The 15,488-nt window shown below is 70.1% G+C and carries 12 protein-coding genes, 1 rRNA gene and 1 pseudogene; 7 read left to right on the top strand and 7 right to left on the bottom strand.

Annotated features, from left to right (window positions below; all coding sequences use genetic code 11):
- Positions 1-114: 114 nt before the first annotated feature.
- The 3 genes from ISU10_RS03910 to ISU10_RS03920 are packed head-to-tail and all read right to left on the bottom strand — an operon-like array spanning position 115 to position 2,710.
- Positions 115-603 (bottom strand): peroxiredoxin, encoded by a 489-nt coding sequence (locus tag ISU10_RS03910; protein ID WP_194695053.1) that lies wholly within the window; start codon positions 601-603, stop codon positions 115-117.
- A complete protein-coding gene (locus ISU10_RS03915) occupies positions 600-2,252 on the bottom strand; it encodes an AMP-binding protein (protein ID WP_370864701.1) in 1,653 nt (550 codons plus the stop codon). The genes ISU10_RS03910 and ISU10_RS03915 overlap by 4 nt, the downstream gene beginning before the upstream one ends.
- A 23-nt stretch (positions 2,253-2,275) precedes the next feature.
- Positions 2,276-2,710 carry a DUF3052 domain-containing protein gene (locus ISU10_RS03920; protein WP_228499397.1) on the bottom strand — a complete coding sequence of 145 codons (435 nt, stop codon included), beginning with the start codon at positions 2,708-2,710 and terminating at the stop codon, positions 2,276-2,278.
- A 216-nt stretch (positions 2,711-2,926) separates the two neighbouring features.
- Here ISU10_RS03920 and aceE point away from each other — a divergent pair.
- Positions 2,927-5,699, top strand: a pseudogene (gene aceE / locus ISU10_RS03925) (pyruvate dehydrogenase (acetyl-transferring), homodimeric type).
- Between the two features lie 30 nt (positions 5,700-5,729).
- Here aceE and ISU10_RS03930 read toward each other — a convergent pair.
- Positions 5,730-6,716, bottom strand: coding sequence for an alpha/beta fold hydrolase (locus ISU10_RS03930; protein WP_194695054.1), 987 nt, complete (start codon positions 6,714-6,716; stop codon positions 5,730-5,732).
- Between the two features lie 102 nt (positions 6,717-6,818).
- Here ISU10_RS03930 and ISU10_RS03935 point away from each other — a divergent pair, with 102 nt between their 5' ends.
- The 6 genes from ISU10_RS03935 to ISU10_RS03960 all read left to right on the top strand — a co-directional run bounded on the left by ISU10_RS03935 (position 6,819) and on the right by ISU10_RS03960 (position 13,735).
- A complete protein-coding gene (locus tag ISU10_RS03935; RefSeq protein ID WP_370864704.1) occupies positions 6,819-8,024 on the top strand; it encodes a PucR family transcriptional regulator in 1,206 nt (401 codons plus the stop codon).
- 424 nt (positions 8,025-8,448) lie between these two features.
- Positions 8,449-9,633 carry an acyltransferase domain-containing protein gene (locus ISU10_RS03940; protein ID WP_194695055.1) on the top strand — a complete coding sequence of 395 codons (1,185 nt, stop codon included), beginning with the start codon at positions 8,449-8,451 and terminating at the stop codon, positions 9,631-9,633.
- Positions 9,634-9,635: 2 nt separating this feature from the next.
- A complete protein-coding gene (locus tag ISU10_RS03945) occupies positions 9,636-10,667 on the top strand; it encodes a beta-ketoacyl-ACP synthase III (protein WP_194695056.1) in 1,032 nt (343 codons plus the stop codon).
- A gap of 43 nt (positions 10,668-10,710) precedes the next feature.
- Positions 10,711-10,956, top strand: coding sequence for an acyl carrier protein (locus ISU10_RS03950; RefSeq protein WP_194695057.1), 246 nt, complete (start codon positions 10,711-10,713; stop codon positions 10,954-10,956).
- Between the two features lie 102 nt (positions 10,957-11,058).
- Positions 11,059-12,297, top strand: coding sequence for a beta-ketoacyl-ACP synthase II (fabF, locus tag ISU10_RS03955; RefSeq protein WP_194695058.1), 1,239 nt, complete (start codon positions 11,059-11,061; stop codon positions 12,295-12,297).
- Between the two features lies 1 nt (position 12,298).
- A complete protein-coding gene (locus ISU10_RS03960) occupies positions 12,299-13,735 on the top strand; it encodes an acyl-CoA carboxylase subunit beta (protein WP_194695059.1) in 1,437 nt (478 codons plus the stop codon).
- 22 nt (positions 13,736-13,757) lie between these two features.
- Here the strand turns inward: ISU10_RS03960 and ISU10_RS03965 are convergent, their stop codons facing one another.
- The 3 genes from ISU10_RS03965 to rrf all read right to left on the bottom strand — a co-directional run.
- Positions 13,758-14,276, bottom strand: coding sequence for a DUF3145 domain-containing protein (locus ISU10_RS03965; protein WP_194695060.1), 519 nt, complete (start codon positions 14,274-14,276; stop codon positions 13,758-13,760).
- A 155-nt stretch (positions 14,277-14,431) separates the two neighbouring features.
- Entirely contained in the window at positions 14,432-15,289 is an 858-nt protein-coding gene (locus ISU10_RS03970; RefSeq protein WP_194695061.1) for a tetratricopeptide repeat protein, read from the bottom strand.
- Positions 15,290-15,396: 107 nt separating this feature from the next.
- Positions 15,397-15,488, bottom strand: a 5S ribosomal RNA gene (gene rrf / locus ISU10_RS03975); the annotation flags it as partial.

Consider the following 15,488-nt stretch of genomic DNA (forward strand, 5'->3'; position numbering starts at 1 on the left):
GTGTTCCAAGCATGTCTGCACCGGAGGGCCCAATCCTGGGAAATTGATCAACCCGGTCTAGCCCACCCCCAGAGGTGGGGCCATGTCAGGCAGGGGCCGCCGCTCCTGCGGGCCTCACGCGACCTCGTCGGCGACCAGGTGGAGCTGACGGAGGTGCTCGTCCAGGTCGCGTCCGATCGAGGTCGGGTTGTGCACCGACCAACGCACGACGCCGTGCTTGTCGATGACGTAGGACGACCGCCGCGGACGACCCTTCGACTCGTCGAACACGTCGTAGCTGCGACTCACCGCGCCGTGGGGCCAGAAGTCCGACAGCAGCGGGAAGTTGAGCCCGTCTGAGTCGGCGAAGGCCCGCAACGAGTGGGTCGCGTCGCACGAGATGGCCAGGATCTCGGAGTCGAAGGTCATGAACTCGTCGAGCCGGCTACGGATCTGGGCCATCTCGCCGGTGCAGACGTTGGAGAACGCGTAGGGGTAGAAGACGAGCAACACCGCCTTCGAGCCCACGAACGACGACAACGTGACGTCTTGTCCGAACTGGTCGCGCAGCGTGAAGTCGGGTGCCCGCCCGCCGATCGCGATGCCGCTCGTCTTCGCGTTCATCTGTCGTGCTGCCTCTCTGGTCCCATGTCAGCCAGCTCGCGCTTGAGGATCTTGCCGGTCGCGTTGCGCGGCAGCTCGTCGAGGAACACGAACTCGCGGGGCACCTTGTAGCGAGCCAGGTTCTGCCTGACCCACTCGCGGAGCTCGTCCTCGCCCACCTCCCCCGTGGCGACCACGAACGCTCGCAGCCGCTGACCGTAGTCGGGGTCATCGACACCGATCGCCGCCGCCTCGACCACCCGCTCGTGACGCGACAGACAGTCCTCGACCTCTGCGGGGAAGACGTTCTCGCCGCCGGAGACGATCATCTCGTCGTCACGCCCCTCGACGTACAGACGTCCGTCGAGGCCGAACCGCCCGACATCTCCCGACGCCATCAACCCGTCGCGGACCTCCTTGTGGCCCCCGCCTGCGTACCCCTCGAACAGCATCTTGTTGCCCACGAAGATGCGACCCGGCTGTCCGTCGGGGAGCTCACGACCCTCGTCGTCGAGGATCTTGACGACAGTGGCGTACGGCGGTCGACCGGCGGAGCCGGGCGCCTCGCGGAGGTCGTCGGGCCCGGCGACCGACGCATAGGCCACCTCGGTCGAGCCGTAGAGGTTGTAGAGGTTGTCGCCGAACTGGTCCATCCAGCTCAGCGCCAGGTCGCCGGGCAGGGCCGAGCCGGAGGCCGCCACGACCTCGACCCGCGTCAGGTCGTAGGAGTCCAGCACCTCCTGCGGGAGGGCGAGGATGCGCTGGAGCATCACCGGGATGACCACCATGGCCTCGCACCGCTCGGACTCGGTGGCGCGCAAGCACTCCTCGGGGTCGAACTTGCGGCGCAGCACCACCGTCTCGCCCATCAGCGCCGAGAGCATGAAGTGGGCGAACCCCCAGGTGTGGAACAGCGGAGCCGCGACGTGCGTGCGCATCCCGTAGCGCAGCGGGATCCGCGAGAGCAGCGAGACAGCCGCACCGATCCCGGCCTCGTTGCGCGGCGCCGCCTTGGGCGTCCCGGTGGTGCCGGAGGTCAGGATCACGATGCGGGCGTGGCGCTTGGGCGCAGCGAGGTCGGCGTCGGGATAGCGCTGGACCAGGTCCTCGATGGTCTCGAGACCGTCGTCGTCCGGCGGTCCAGATCTTTCGGTCCAGGCGAGCAGACGCAGTGGCACCTCGGTGTCGTCGAGAAGGCCGGCGAACTCCTCGTCGAGGACGACCGCCCGCGGCCGCTCACGCTCCAAGACGTCGACCAGCTGGGGCCCGGCGAACGCGGTGTTGAGGTAGAGCAGGTCGGCGCCGAGCTTGGCGACGCCCAGCGTGGCATCGACGAACCCACGGTGGTTGCGACACATCACCGCCACGGCGTCACCTTCGCCGACGCCTCGCTCGGCCAGCGCACGGGCCAGCGCGTTGCCGCGCCGGTGCATCTGCTCGAAGGTGAGGCTGCCGAGCTCGTCGACCAGCCCATCACGGTCGGGATCGAGGACCGCCATCGCGTGGAACCCGCCGGCCGGGCCGGTGCCCCAGGCGGCGAGGACCCGGCCCAGGGTGATCAGCTGCGAGGGCAGCAGCGGCCGGAGCACGCCCGACTTGACCAGCACCTGGGCGGCCGTGCGCCCGTTGGCAGCGGTCGACAGCAACGGGTCGAGCGACAGCTTCAGCACAGCCCCAAACTAGATGTCCGCGATCACTGACGCGTCTTGGGGGCGACCAACCTGGTGGCCGACCAGTCCTTGCTGACGGCGGCCGTGGTGGTCTGCGCGAGGCCAGCGATCGGGGCGGCCTCGGTGATGTCGGCCGGATCGACGGCCCCCGGGCGCCCGACCTTCGGGGTCAGCAGCCAGATGGAGCCACCGCCGACGAGGTCGGTCAGGGCGTCGACGAGACCGTCGACGAGGTCGCCGTCGTCGTCGCGCCACCACAGCACGACCGCGTCGACGACGTTGCCGTAGTCACCGTCGACCATGTCGGCGTCGATGGCGTCCTCGATGGCGACGCGGAGGGCGTCGTCGGTGTCGTTGTCCCAGCCGAGCTCCTGCACCACGGTGCCGGCGGTCATGCCGAGCCTGGCAGCAGGACTGTCGGCCTGCTGGGAGGTCCCGCCTCCAGCGGTGGCGCTCAACGTTCTCCTCGCTTCCGGTTGGCTCGTTCTGGCCAGGTCTGGTGTGGGCAGTAGTCCACCGGAGTTGGCGCGACAGTGCAACCCGGCGTACGGGTGAGGTGCTCGCGCGTCATCGCGCGCCCCTCGAGCGCATGGCGTGGCGTGTCACCGGTTGGTCGCCCGGTGGGCCCACGGATTTCGGCTTGACGGCGTGCGTGCGACGATGACGAGGTGAGTGTGGAATCAAGTGCGAGTCGTCCCGTGATCCACGAGGGGCTGCCGACCCAGCTCCCCGACATCGACCCTGAGGAGACCCAGGAGTGGGTCGACTCGTTCGACGCGATGCTCGACGAGCGAGGCCGGGAGCGGGCGCGCTATGTGATGCTCCGCCTGCTCGAGCGTGCACGCGAGCGACAAGTGGGCGTCCCGGCCCTGCGCAGCACCGACTACATCAACACGATCCCGCCTGAGCGCGAGCCGTGGTTCCCCGGCGACGAGGAGATGGAGCGCGAGGTCCGCCGGCTGATCCGCTGGAACGCCGCGGTGATGGTCTCCTCGGCCAACCGCAAGGGTCTCGAGGTCGGCGGCCACATCGCGACCTACGCCTCGGCCGCCAGCCTCTACGAGGTCGGCTACAACCACTTCTTCCGCGGCAAGGACCACCCCGGCGGCGGCGACCAGCTGTTCATCCAGGGGCACGCGGCACCCGGCATCTATGCCCGCGCCTACCTGATGAAGCGGCTGACCGCCCAGCAGCTCGGCCGGTTCCGCCAGGAGGTCCAGCACGGCCCGGGACAGGGCCTGTCGTCCTACCCGCACCCGCGGCTGATGCCGGAGTTCTGGGAGTTCCCCACCGTTTCGATGGGCCTGGCCGCGCTCAACTCCATCTACCAGGCGCGGTTCAACCGCTACCTGTCCAACCGCGGCATCAAGGACACCACCAACCAGCACGTGTGGGCGTTCCTCGGTGACGGCGAGATGGGCGAGCCGGAGTCGCTCGGGGCGATCCGCCTGGCCGCTCGCGAGGAGCTCGACAACCTCACCTGGATCATCAACTGCAACCTCCAGCAGCTCGACGGCCCGGTGACCGGCAACGGCAAGATCATCCAGGAGCTCGAGGCCAACTTCCGCGGTGCCGGCTGGAACGTGATCAAGGTGATCTGGGGCCGCGAGTGGGACGCGCTGCTCGCCAAGGACGTCGACGGCGTGCTGGTCAACCAGATGAACCGCACCCCCGACGGCGACTTCCAGACCTACTCCGTCGAGGACGGCGCCTACATCCGCGAGCACTTCTTCGGTCCCGACGCCCGACTGAAGAAGATGGTCGAGCACCTCAGCGACCGCGACATCGAGCTGCTGCCCCGCGGAGGCCACGACTACCGCAAGGTGTACGCCGCGTTCCAGGCCGCCGCCAACCACGTCGGCCAGCCGACCGTCATCCTCGCCCACACCGTGAAGGGCTGGACGATCGAGGCGCTGGAGGGCAAGAACGCCACCCACCAGATGAAGAAGCTCAACGCCAAGAACCTCAAGGCGTTCCGCGACCGGCTCGAGCTGCCGGTCACCGACAAGGAGATCGACGACGCCTACGACGCCGACGGGTCGGCGCCGTTCTACCACCCGGGCGAGGACAGCGACGTGCTCGCCTACCTGCGGGAGCGGCGCCGCGCCCTCGGCGGCCCCGTGCCGTTGCGGCGGGTGCAGCCGGCCGAGATCACCTTGCCGGGCAAGGAGATGTACGACGAGCTGCGCGCGGGCTCCGGCAAGCAGGCGATCGCGACCACGATGGCGTTCGTCCGCCTGCTCAAGGACCTGATGAAGGACCCGTCGATCGGCAGGCGGATCGTGCCGATCGCGCCCGATGAGTACCGCACGTTCGGCATGGACTCGATGTTCTCGACGGCCAAGATCTACAACCCGGCCGGCCAGACCTACGAGTCGGTCGACCGCCAGCAGCTGATGTCCTACAAGGAGTCGGTGCAGGGCCAGATGCTCCACGAGGGCATCTCCGAGGCGGGCTGCGTGGCGTCGGCGACCGCTGCCGGGGTCGTACTCCACCCACGGCGAGCCGATGATCCCGGTCTACATCTTCTACTCGATGTTCGGCTTCCAGCGGACCGCCGACTCGATCTGGGCGATGGCCGACCAGCTGGCCCGCGGGTTCCTGATCGGCGCCACCGCCGGTCGCACCACGCTGACCGGTGAGGGCCTCCAGCACGCCGACGGTCACTCGCCGCTGCTCGCCCTGACCAACCCGGCCGTCGTGCACTACGACCCCGCCTTCTCCTACGAGATCGCCCACATCGTGCGCAACGGGCTCGACCGGATGTACGGCTCGACCGACAAGCACCCCCACGGCGAGGACGTCATCTACTACCTGACGGTCTACAACGAGCCGGCCGTGCAGCCGGCCGAGCCGGAGGACCTCGACCTCGAGGGCCTGCTCGGCGGCATCCACCACGTCTCGAGCCCGCCGGCCGACCTGCCCGCGGACGCGCCGCGCGTCCAGCTGCTCGCCAGCGGGGTGGGCTACGCCTGGATCGCCAAGGCGCAGGAGCTACTGGCCACTGACTGGGGCGTGGCAGCCGACACCTGGTCGGTCACCTCCTGGAACGAGCTGTCCCGCGAGGCACTGGCCACCGAGGAGTGGAACCTCCTCAACCCCACCGAGCAGCCACGCGTGCCGTTCGTGACCCGCAAGCTCGGCAACGCCCCGGGCCCGGTCATCGCGGTCAGCGACTACATGAAGGCTGTGCAGCAGCAGATCGTGGAGTGGGTCCCGCAGGCCTACCACGCGCTGGGCGCCGACGGCTTCGGCTTCGCCGACACCCGCCCCGCCGCGCGCAGGTTCTTCAAGATCGACGCCGAGTCGGTCGTCGTCCAGTCCCTCTCCGCGCTCGCCGAGGAAGGCGTGATCGGTCGCGACACCGTCCAGAAGGCCCTCGACCACTACCGCATCACCGACCCCACCGCCGTACGCGGGGTCAAGCAGGAGGGCGGCGACGCGTAACCACCCCGCTGGTCGAGGAAGGCGCGCCCCTCAACCAGCCGGGCTGCGGATCTGCGTCACCGTCGCGATCTCGATCGGCTGCTCCGTGGCTCCCGCAGGCACCCGCCCGTTGCGCAGGAGGTTGCGGAACCTGGCTCGCGAGTAGGTCGCGGGCTGCGACTTGCGCACGAAGTCGTTGAGGATCCGCACGAACCGCTCGGGGTGGTCCTTGTGGGGGAAGTGGCCGGCGTTGGCGATGATCTCGACCCGGGCACCGGGAGCGAGCTCGGCGGCGATCGAGGCGTGGCTGACGGGGATGACCCTGTCGTCCTCGCCCCAGATCACGCACAGGGGCATCGCCGCGGTGAGGTAGGCGCGGTCGGCCATGGTGACGATCTGCCCGCGCCAGTCGACCACGGCGCGGGTGACGTGGGCGATCGCCAGCCGGGCGTCCGGCTCGCGGAAGGACTCGTAGATGGCCGCGACCTCGTCGAAGTCGCGGAACTCCTTGATGCCGGTGCGCTTGAGACCGCGCATGGCCGCCGCCGCGACGTGCCGCACACCCGGCAGCGTCAGCGGACCCATGAAGGCGGCGAAGCCCGGAGTGGTGATGGCCCGGATCACCGGCGTCACCTGGGGACCGAGGCCACCGGTGCCGACCAGGACCAGACGCTCGGTGCGCTCGGGGAACTGGTAGGCGAACTGCATCGCCACGCCGCCGCCGAAGGAGTGACCCACCAGGGTCACCTTGTCGATCCCCAGGACCGTGATCAGGTCGCGCATCCCGTTGGCGTAGCCGCCGAGCGTGTAGTCGGCCCGCGGCTTGGCGGACTGACCGTGGCCGAGCAGGTCGGGTGCGATGACGGTGTAGCGCCGAGCCAGCTGGGCGATGACCGGGTCCCACGTCGTGTGGTCCGCGCCGAGCCCGTGGAGCAGCAGCAGGACCGGAGCCGTGCCGATCTCGTGCCCGGCGCGCACGAACGCGCGACGATGACCGTGGATGGTGAGGTACTCGACCCCGTGACCCGCACCGCGCATCCCCAGCCTCCTCGGGGCAGAGAGTTCACCGACGATTCAACCAGAACACGTTCCAGTTGCCGTCTGGTTGGTACCCGTTCACCGCTCCCCTACGCTCATTCGGTGCCATCCAGCGTCGTCTCGACCCCCGGAAAGGATGCCGACCCGCGCTCGCGGGCCGTTCGGGACCTGCACCGCGCGACCGGCCAGCTCAGCACCGCCGCCATGGCGCGCATGGACGACGACATGGCGTGGTTCGCCGAGCTCAGCGCAGAGGACCGGTCCTGGGTCGGCGTCATCGTGCAGGCGGGCATCAAGAGCTTCGTCGACTGGTACGCCGACGAGGTCCGCCATCCCCAGCTCGACGGTTCGGCCGTGGCAGCCCAGGTCTTCGGGGCAGCTCCCCGGGCCCTGGCCGGCGTGATCAGCCTCCAGCAGACCGTCGACCTGGTCCGTCTCGGCATCGAGGTCGTCGAGAGCAACCTCGAGGCGGTCCTCGACCCCGACGACGTGCGCGACGTGCACGCGGGGGTGCTGCGATACGGGCGGGAGGTGGCCTTCGCGACCGCCGAGGTCTACGCGCGCGCCGCTGAGGTACGCGGCGCCTGGGACGCCCGTCTCGAGGCCCTGGTCGTCGACTCGGTGCTGCGCGCCGAGGCCGACGAGACGATGCTCTCGCGGGCCAGCGCCCTGGGCTGGGGTGACCGCGGCGCGGTCACCGTGGTGCTGGGCGCCGTACAGCCGGACCGTCGTGGGGGCGAGCTCTTCGACGAGGTACGCCGGGTGGCCCGGGCCGCAGGCATGGATGCCCTCTGCGCGAGCCAGGGCGACCGGCTGGTGGTGATCCTGGGCGGCGTGGAGCACGCCGAGAAGGCGGCCACCCGCGTGCTCTCCTTCTTCGGCCCCGGCCCCGTGGTGGTCGGTCACGTGGTCGAGGACCTCGGCCACGCCCACCTCAGCGCCCGCAGCGCGACCTCGGCGCATCGCGCCGCGACCGGCTGGCCCGAGGCTCCGCGGCCCGTACCGGCGGACGAGCTGCTCCCTGAGCGCGCCCTTGCCGGCGACGGTCACGCGCGGCGCCACCTGGTCGAAGAGGTCTTCCTTCCGCTGGTAGCCGGGCGAGACACGCTCGTCGAGACGCTGTCGACGTACTTCTCCCAGGGCCGCTCGCTGGAGGCGACGGCGCGCGCCCTGTTCTGCCACCCCAACACCGTCCGCTACCGGCTGCGGCAGGTCGGCGACCTGACGGGCCTGACCCCCACGGACGCCCGTGACTCCTTCACCCTCGAGATCGCCCTCGTGCTCGGCCGGCAGTCGGGACGCGAATGACCGAGTCGCTGCCATCCCCGACCGTCGACCGCTACCTCCGGACTGCCTGACGGGGAGTCCATCGAGGTCGAGTTCGTCAGGGACACGCCCTGGCTCGGCTACCACGAGGAGGGCCGCCCTGCGGCCGAGGTCGCCGCCGACCTGCGCGAACGCGCCCTGCTCAGCCGCGACGACGCGGCCCGCTGGGTGCGCTTCCTCGGCGATGCGGGCTCTCGCAGCTACGCGATCTGCTACCCGGCGGGTCTGGAGCTGTGCCGCGCCTTCGTCGCCGGCGACCCTGCCAGGTTCCACACGTTGCTCACCGAGCGGACACGCGTGCGTGACCTGTTGGCAACCGTTTTGTAGGAAACCTCCAATTCTCGCCCTGCGAGATTCGTGCACGCCGCATGAGAGGGAATGCCCTGCGACCCGGCAGAGTGGAGGGGTGCTCGTCATCGTCGCGCCCGGTCAGGGCGCCCAGACACCTGGCTTCCTCACGCCCTGGCTCGAGGACCCCACGTTCGCCAGTCGCTTCGACTGGCTCTCGACCGTGGCGGGACTGGACCTGGCCCACTACGGCACCGAGGCCGACGCCGAGGCGATCCGCGACACGCAGGTCGCCCAGCCACTGCTGGTGGCCACCGGCCTTATCGCGGCACTGGAGCTGTTCCCCCACCCCGCCGACGCGTTCGGCAAGGTCGGCGCGGTCGCCGGCCACTCGGTCGGCGAGATCACCGCCGCAGCCGGCGCCCGAGCCATCACCGCGGAGCAGGCGATGGTGCTGGTCCGTGAGCGCGGCAAGGCGATGGCGCAGGCCGCCGCCATCACGCCGACCGGCATGACCGCCGTCCTCGGTGGCGACCGCGACGAGGTGCTGGCCGCGATCGACAAGCACGGGCTGACACCTGCCAACGACAACGGGCCGGGGCAGATCGTGGCCGCCGGCACCCGCGAGCAGCTCGACGCCTTCGCCGAAGACCCACCCGCCAAGGCGCGCCTGGTGCCGCTGAGCGTCGCGGGCGCCTTCCACACCGAGCACATGCAACCGGCCGTCGGCCACCTGGCGGGCCTGGCCCGGTCGGTGTCGACCCACGACCCGCGCACCTCGGTGATCTCCAACCGCGACGGCCGCGTCGTCCACGACGGCAAGGACATGCTGGCCCGCATCGTCGGGCAGATCGCGAGCCCGGTCCGGTGGGACCTGTGCATGGAGACCATGTCCGACCTCGGGGTGACCGGGCTGCTGGAGATGCCCCCGGCCGGCACGCTGACCGGCATCGCCAAGCGAGCCTTGAAGGGCGTGGAGACCTTCGCGCTCAAGACACCCGACCAGCTCGACGACGCCCGGGCGTTCATCGCCAAGCACGGTGAGGCCTCCATGATCGAGACCTCACCGACGTGGCGGATGGTCGTCTCGCCGGGCAAGGGCACCTTCCACCGGGCCGAGTCAGCGGCCGGCGCCGAGACCCTCGAGGCCGGCGCCACCATCGGCGAGGTCGCCGGCACCCGCTCGAGCAGCGTGGTCACGGCCACCCACGGAGGCGTCGTGGTCGAGTGGCTGGTCGAGGACGGCGACCTGGTCTCTCCCGGTCAGCCATTGCTCCGCCTGCACCCGGAAGTAGGGATGTGAAGATGAGCCAGTCCAACGGCCAGGTCCAGATCCAGCAGAGCTCCGGCCAGCCGCACGCCCGCATCCTCGGCATCGGGTCCTACCGGCCCTCGCGGGTGATCCCCAACGCCGAGATCGTCGAGCGGATCGACTCCAGCGACGAGTGGATCCAGCAGCGATCCGGCATCAAGCAGCGTCGCTGGGCCAGTCCTGAGGAGACCGTGCAGATGATGTCGGTGGCCGCCTCCAGGGCCGCCCTCGACCACGCCGGCATCGACGTGCGCCAGATCGACCTGGTCATCGTCGCCACGGTGACGCACCTGCTCCAGACGCCCGCCGTCGCCACCGCGATCGCCCACGAGCTCGGCACCGACCAGGCGGCCGCCTTCGACATCTCGGCCGCCTGTGCCGGCTTCTGCCACGGGATCGCGCTCGCCTCCGACCTCGTGCGCGGAGGCAGCGCCGGCTACGCCCTGGTCATCGGTGTGGAGCGGCTCTCCGACCTCACCGACGTCGGCGACCGCGGCACGGCCTTCATCTTCGCCGACGGCGCGGGTGCGGCGGTCGTCGGCCCGAGCGACACCGTCGGCATCGGCCCGGTGGTGTGGGGCTCCGACGGTGAGCAGTTCGACCTGATCCGCCAGAAGGAGGACTGGCGCGACGTGGTCGGCACCGACCAGAAGCCCGGCTCCGGGGTCCTCCCCCACCTGACCATGCAGGGCAACCCGGTCTTCCGGTGGGCGTCGTTCACGATGGCCAAGACCGCCCAGCAGGCCCTCGACCGCGCGGGCGTCTCGATCGACGACCTCGACGTGTTCGTGCCTCACCAGGCCAACATGCGCATCATCGATGCGATGGCCCGCTCGATGAAGCTGCCCGAGAGGGTCAAGATCGCTCGCGACATCGCCGAGCAGGGCAACACCTCGGCAGCCTCGATCCCGCTCGCGCTCGACCGCATGATCGCCGAGGGCACGGCCAAGAGCGGCGACATCGCGCTGCTGATCGCCTTCGGCGCCGGCCTCGCCTACGCCGCGCAGGTCGTCACCGTTCCCTAGCAAGTCCGATCAACCAACCACCACCACAGGAGAGAACCAGCAGATGGCCACCACCGAAGAGATCCGCGCCGACCTCGCCGAGATCGTCAACGAGGTCGCCGGCGTCGACGCCGACGACGTACAGCTCGACAAGTCGTTCGTCGAGGACCTCGACGTCGACTCCCTGTCGATGGTCGAGGTCGTCGTCGCGGCGGAGGAGAAGTTCGGCGTCACCATCCCCGACGACGAGGTCAAGAACCTCAAGACCGTCGGCGACGCCGTCTCCTTCATCGAGCGCGCCCAAGGCTGACCGAGGCGGACCAACGTCCAGCCGTGGCGGGCCGGCCCTGACCGGGCCGGCCCCGACGGCAGCCAACCACCACCCCGCACCACCGATCTCATAAGGATCCACATGCCTGCGAAGCGAGTCGTCATCACCGGACTCGGCACCACCTCCCCTCTCGGCGGAGACGTCGCGTCCACCTGGGAGGCCATGCTCAAGGGCCAGTCCGGCGTTCGTCACCTCACCGATGACTGGGCAGAGAACATGCCGGTCAAGATCGCGGCCCGGGTCGCGGTGGAGCCCAGCGAGGTGCTCGAGCGCGTTCGCGCCCGCCGTCTCGACCGCAGCGCCCAGTTCGCGGTCATCGCCGCCGAGGAGGCCTGGAAGGACTCCGGGCTCGACCAGGCCGAGATCGACAAGGACAGGCTCGGGGTCGCGATCGCCTCCGGCATCGGCGGTGTCACCACGCTGCTCGACAACTACGACACCCTGCTCGAGAAGGGTCCGCGTCGGGTCTCCCCACTCGCCGTGCCGATGCTGATGGGCAACGCACCGGCCGCCAACGTGAGCCTGATGCTCGGCGCCAGGTCCGCTGCCAACACCCCTGTCTCCGCGTGTGCCTCCGGCAACGAGGGCATCTCCCTCGCGCTCGACCAGATCCGCCTGGGGCGCTCCGACATCGTGCTGGCCGGCGGCACCGAGGCCGCCATCCACCCACTGCCGATCGCGGCGTTCGCCAACATGATGGCGCTGTCGAAGAACGCCGGCGACCCCACGACCGTCTCCCGCCCGTGGGACGTCGCCCGCGACGGCTTCGTGCTGGGTGAGGGCGCGGGCGTGCTCGTGCTGGAGTCCGAGGAGCACGCCGTGGCGCGTGGCGCCAGGATCTACGCCGAGGTGCTCGGCGCCGGCATCACCGCCGACGCCCACGACATCGCCCAACCCGACCCCGCGGGCCGCGGTGGCTCACGCGCCATCCTTCGCGCACTGGCCGAGTCCGGCATCGAGGCCTCCGACATCGTGCACATCAACGCCCACGCGACATCCACGCCACAAGGCGACATCGCCGAGGGCCTGATGATCCACGCCACGCTCGGCTCCCACGCCAACGAGGTCGTCGTCACCAGCACGAAGTCGATGACCGGCCACCTGCTCGGCGGCGCCGGCGCCCTCGAGTCGATCGCCACGGTGCTGGCCATCCATCACCGGCTGGCACCCCCGACCATCAACCTCGACAACCTCGATCCGCAAGTCGAGCTCGACATCCCTCGCGAGGCTCGCGAGCTGCGCAGCGGTGATATCGCCGCCCTCAACAACTCCTTCGGGTTCGGCGGAGCCAACGTCGCCGTGGCCTTCGGGAGCTACTGAGATGACGGCGACCCAGGCGCCTGCGAAGCCGGCCAAGCTGCCCCGCGACGAAGATCCCCGCAACCCCGTCCACCGGCTCACCGCCCTCCTCGACGAGGGCACCCTGGAGCTGATCACCCCCGACGACGACTCGGGGATGCTGGCGGCCGTCGGCTCTGTCAACGGCACTCGTGTCGTGGCCTTCTGCTCCGACGCGACGGTGATGGGCGGCGCGATGGGCGACGTCGGTTGCCGCGTGGTGGTGGATGCCTACCACCGGGCGATCACCGACTCCGTGCCGATCATCGGCCTGTGGCACTCCGGGGGTGCCCGCCTGGCCGAGGGCGTGCTCTCGCTCCACGCAGTGGGCCGGATCTTCCACGTGATGACCCAGGCCTCCGGCAAGATCCCGCAGATCTCGGTCGTGCTCGGCCCGGCAGCCGGCGGCGCGGCCTACGGTCCGGCCCTCACCGACGTGGTGATCCTCGGGCCCGAGGGCAGGATCTTCGTCACCGGACCCGACGTGGTCCGCTCAGTCACCGGCGAGGACGTCGACATGCTGCGACTCGGCGGCCCCGAGCCCCACGGCCGCCGCTCGGGTGTCGTCCACATCCTCACCGAGAGCGAGGCCGAGGCTCTCGATCGGGCCCGCATCGTGGCGACCCTGCTCGGCTCCCAGGGCAGCCTCAAGGTCGACCAGGTCGAGGACCGCGACCTGTCCGAGATGCTGCCGGAGTCCAAGAAGCGTGCCTACGACGTCCACCCGCTCGTCGAGTCGATCCTCGACGAGGGGACGGCCCAAGAGCTGCACCAGCGCTGGGCCCCCAACATCGTCACCGTCTTGGGTCGCTTCGGCGGCCGCACCGTCGGAGTGGTCGCCAACAACCCGCTGCGCCTCGGCGGCTGCCTGGACTCCTTGTCAGCGGAGAAGGCCTCACGCTTCGTGCGCCTGTGTGACGCGCTCGGAGTGCCGCTCATCGTCGTGGTCGACGTCCCCGGCTACCTACCGGGTGTCGGGCAGGAATGGGACGGCGTCGTACGCCGTGGCGCCAAGCTGCTGCACGCCTTCGGCGAGTGCGTGGTCCCGCGGGTGACCCTGGTGACCCGCAAGACCTACGGCGGCGCCTACATCGCCATGAACGCCCGCTCTCTGGGCGCCACCAAGGTGTTCGCCTGGCCCGGGGCGGAGGTCGCGGTGATGGGCCCGGTGGCCGCGATCCGCATCCTGCATCGGCGGCGGCTGGCAGAGGTCTCTCCGGACCTGCGACCCAGGGTCGAGGCCGAGCTGGCAGCCGAGCACGAACGGCTGGCGGGAGGCGTCGACAAGGCCGTCGAGATCGGCGTCGTCGACGAGGTCGTCGAGCCGGCCGCGACAAGGTCGGCCATCGCGCGGGCTATCGACGAGGCAGTCCAGCAGGTCGGGGTGCTCCGCGGCAGCCACGGCAACATCCCGCTGTAGGCCCCGAGGGGCAGCTGTGTGACTAGACGACCTGGTGCAGCCAGCGCACGGGGGCGCCGTCTCCGGCATGCCGGAACGTCTCCAGCTCGTCGTCCCACGGCTTGCCCAGCAGCTTGTTGATCTCGCCCATCAGCGAGGTGTCGCCGAGGGCGGCCTTGACGACAGCAGCCTTGAGGCGGTCCTCGGGAATCATGATGTCGCCGTGCAGGCCGGTGACAGCGTGGAAGACGCCGAGCTCGGGGGTGTAGGAGTAGCGGGAGCCCTCCGAGGCCGAGGTCGGGTCCTCGGTGATCTCGAAGCGTAGGTGGTTCCAGCCGCGCAGGGCCGACGCGATCGCCGCCGCAGAGCCGGCGTCCCCAGCCCAGGAGAACTCGGCTCGGTAGCTACCGCTCTGCGCGGCTTGCGGCGTCCACGTCATGCTCACGGCAACACCGAGTACACCGCCGACGGCCCACTCGATGTGCGGGCACAGCGCGGATGGCGCTGAGTGGACGTAGAGCACGCCCCTCGTCGCGGTGCGAGATGCAGTCAGTGCGGTCACCCTCGTCTCCTTCACTTCCGGCGTCGAGCTACGCCTTCCCCAGCGGTCTCGAACGAAGTGAGGTCAGATGAGTGACATCGATGTAGTTGTGGTGGCCATTGTGACGGATGGGGCGCCCGAACACCAGCGGAACGCATGAGACGTCCAGACAGCCCCTAGGCCTGGCGACGCTCCAGTGCCTCGGCGCGGGCGTCGGCATCAGTGATCTCGTCGCTGTCGATCGCGTGGGTCCGGTGGAACCACGCCAACGCGTCGGTCTCACGACCAGCGGCCTCGAGGGTGTCGGCATAGGCGTAGCGCAGACGCACGACCCAGGCCTCCCGGCTCTTCGAGGTCAACGGAGCCAGCTCGAGGGTGCGCAAGGCTGCGTCCAGCTGACCCATGTCACGGCGTGCTCCGGCCTCGACGATGGTCATCTCCGCCTTCGCCGCGGGCGAGAAATTGCGCACGGAGGGACTCTTGGCCAGCTTCAGGGCCTGATCGGGGTGCCCCAGGGCACGATGGCAGTCGGCCATGATCGGCAGGTAGGCGGTCGCGCCGTTCATTCGCTTGGCGGCCCGCAGTTCGGCGAGCGCCTCGGCGTAGTGGCCAGCCGCATAGGCAGCCTCACCGGTCGCCTCGCGCACGACCGCGATGCGGGCGGCGCGGGCCTTGGCCGCGAGCGTGTGCTGGTAGGCGGTCTCGGGGTCGGAGTCGATGACCTGGCCCGCAGCCGCGAGGTGGCGTGCGACGCGTGCGGCCAGCTTCTCGGGCAGACCCTTGAGCTGCCCGGTCACCGACCTGTCGAGCTCGGCGCCCGTGATGTCCTCGGGGAGCGGCGGACCGTCGTAGACCGCTTGCGTCTGCGAGCGAGGTCGCTGCTCTTCACGCGGACGCGACCAGTCGCCCTTGCGCGGAGCCCGCGAACCGCCTCGGGCGCCCCGCTCCCCCCGCGACTGGTCACCTGGGCGCCGGTCGCCGTCGCGACTGGGACGACCCGAGCCTGCGCGCGGGGTACGTCGTTGCTCGGCCACGGGTGGTCACCTTCTCGGGTCATGATCGCTGTGCTGTTGGGCGAGAGCCAGTGTGGCCCCTCAACGCAGCAGAGGCCACCGCTGGGGTGGCCTCTGCTGTGAAGGATGTTCGGCGGCGTCCTACTCTCCCACGCCCTCTCGGGGGCAGTACCATCGGCGCTGGCAGGCTTAACTTCCGGGTTCGGGATGGGTCCGGGTG

The sequence above is a fragment of the Nocardioides agariphilus genome (genome assembly GCF_015352445.1).
GTDB lineage: Bacteria > Actinomycetota > Actinomycetes > Propionibacteriales > Nocardioidaceae > Nocardioides > Nocardioides agariphilus.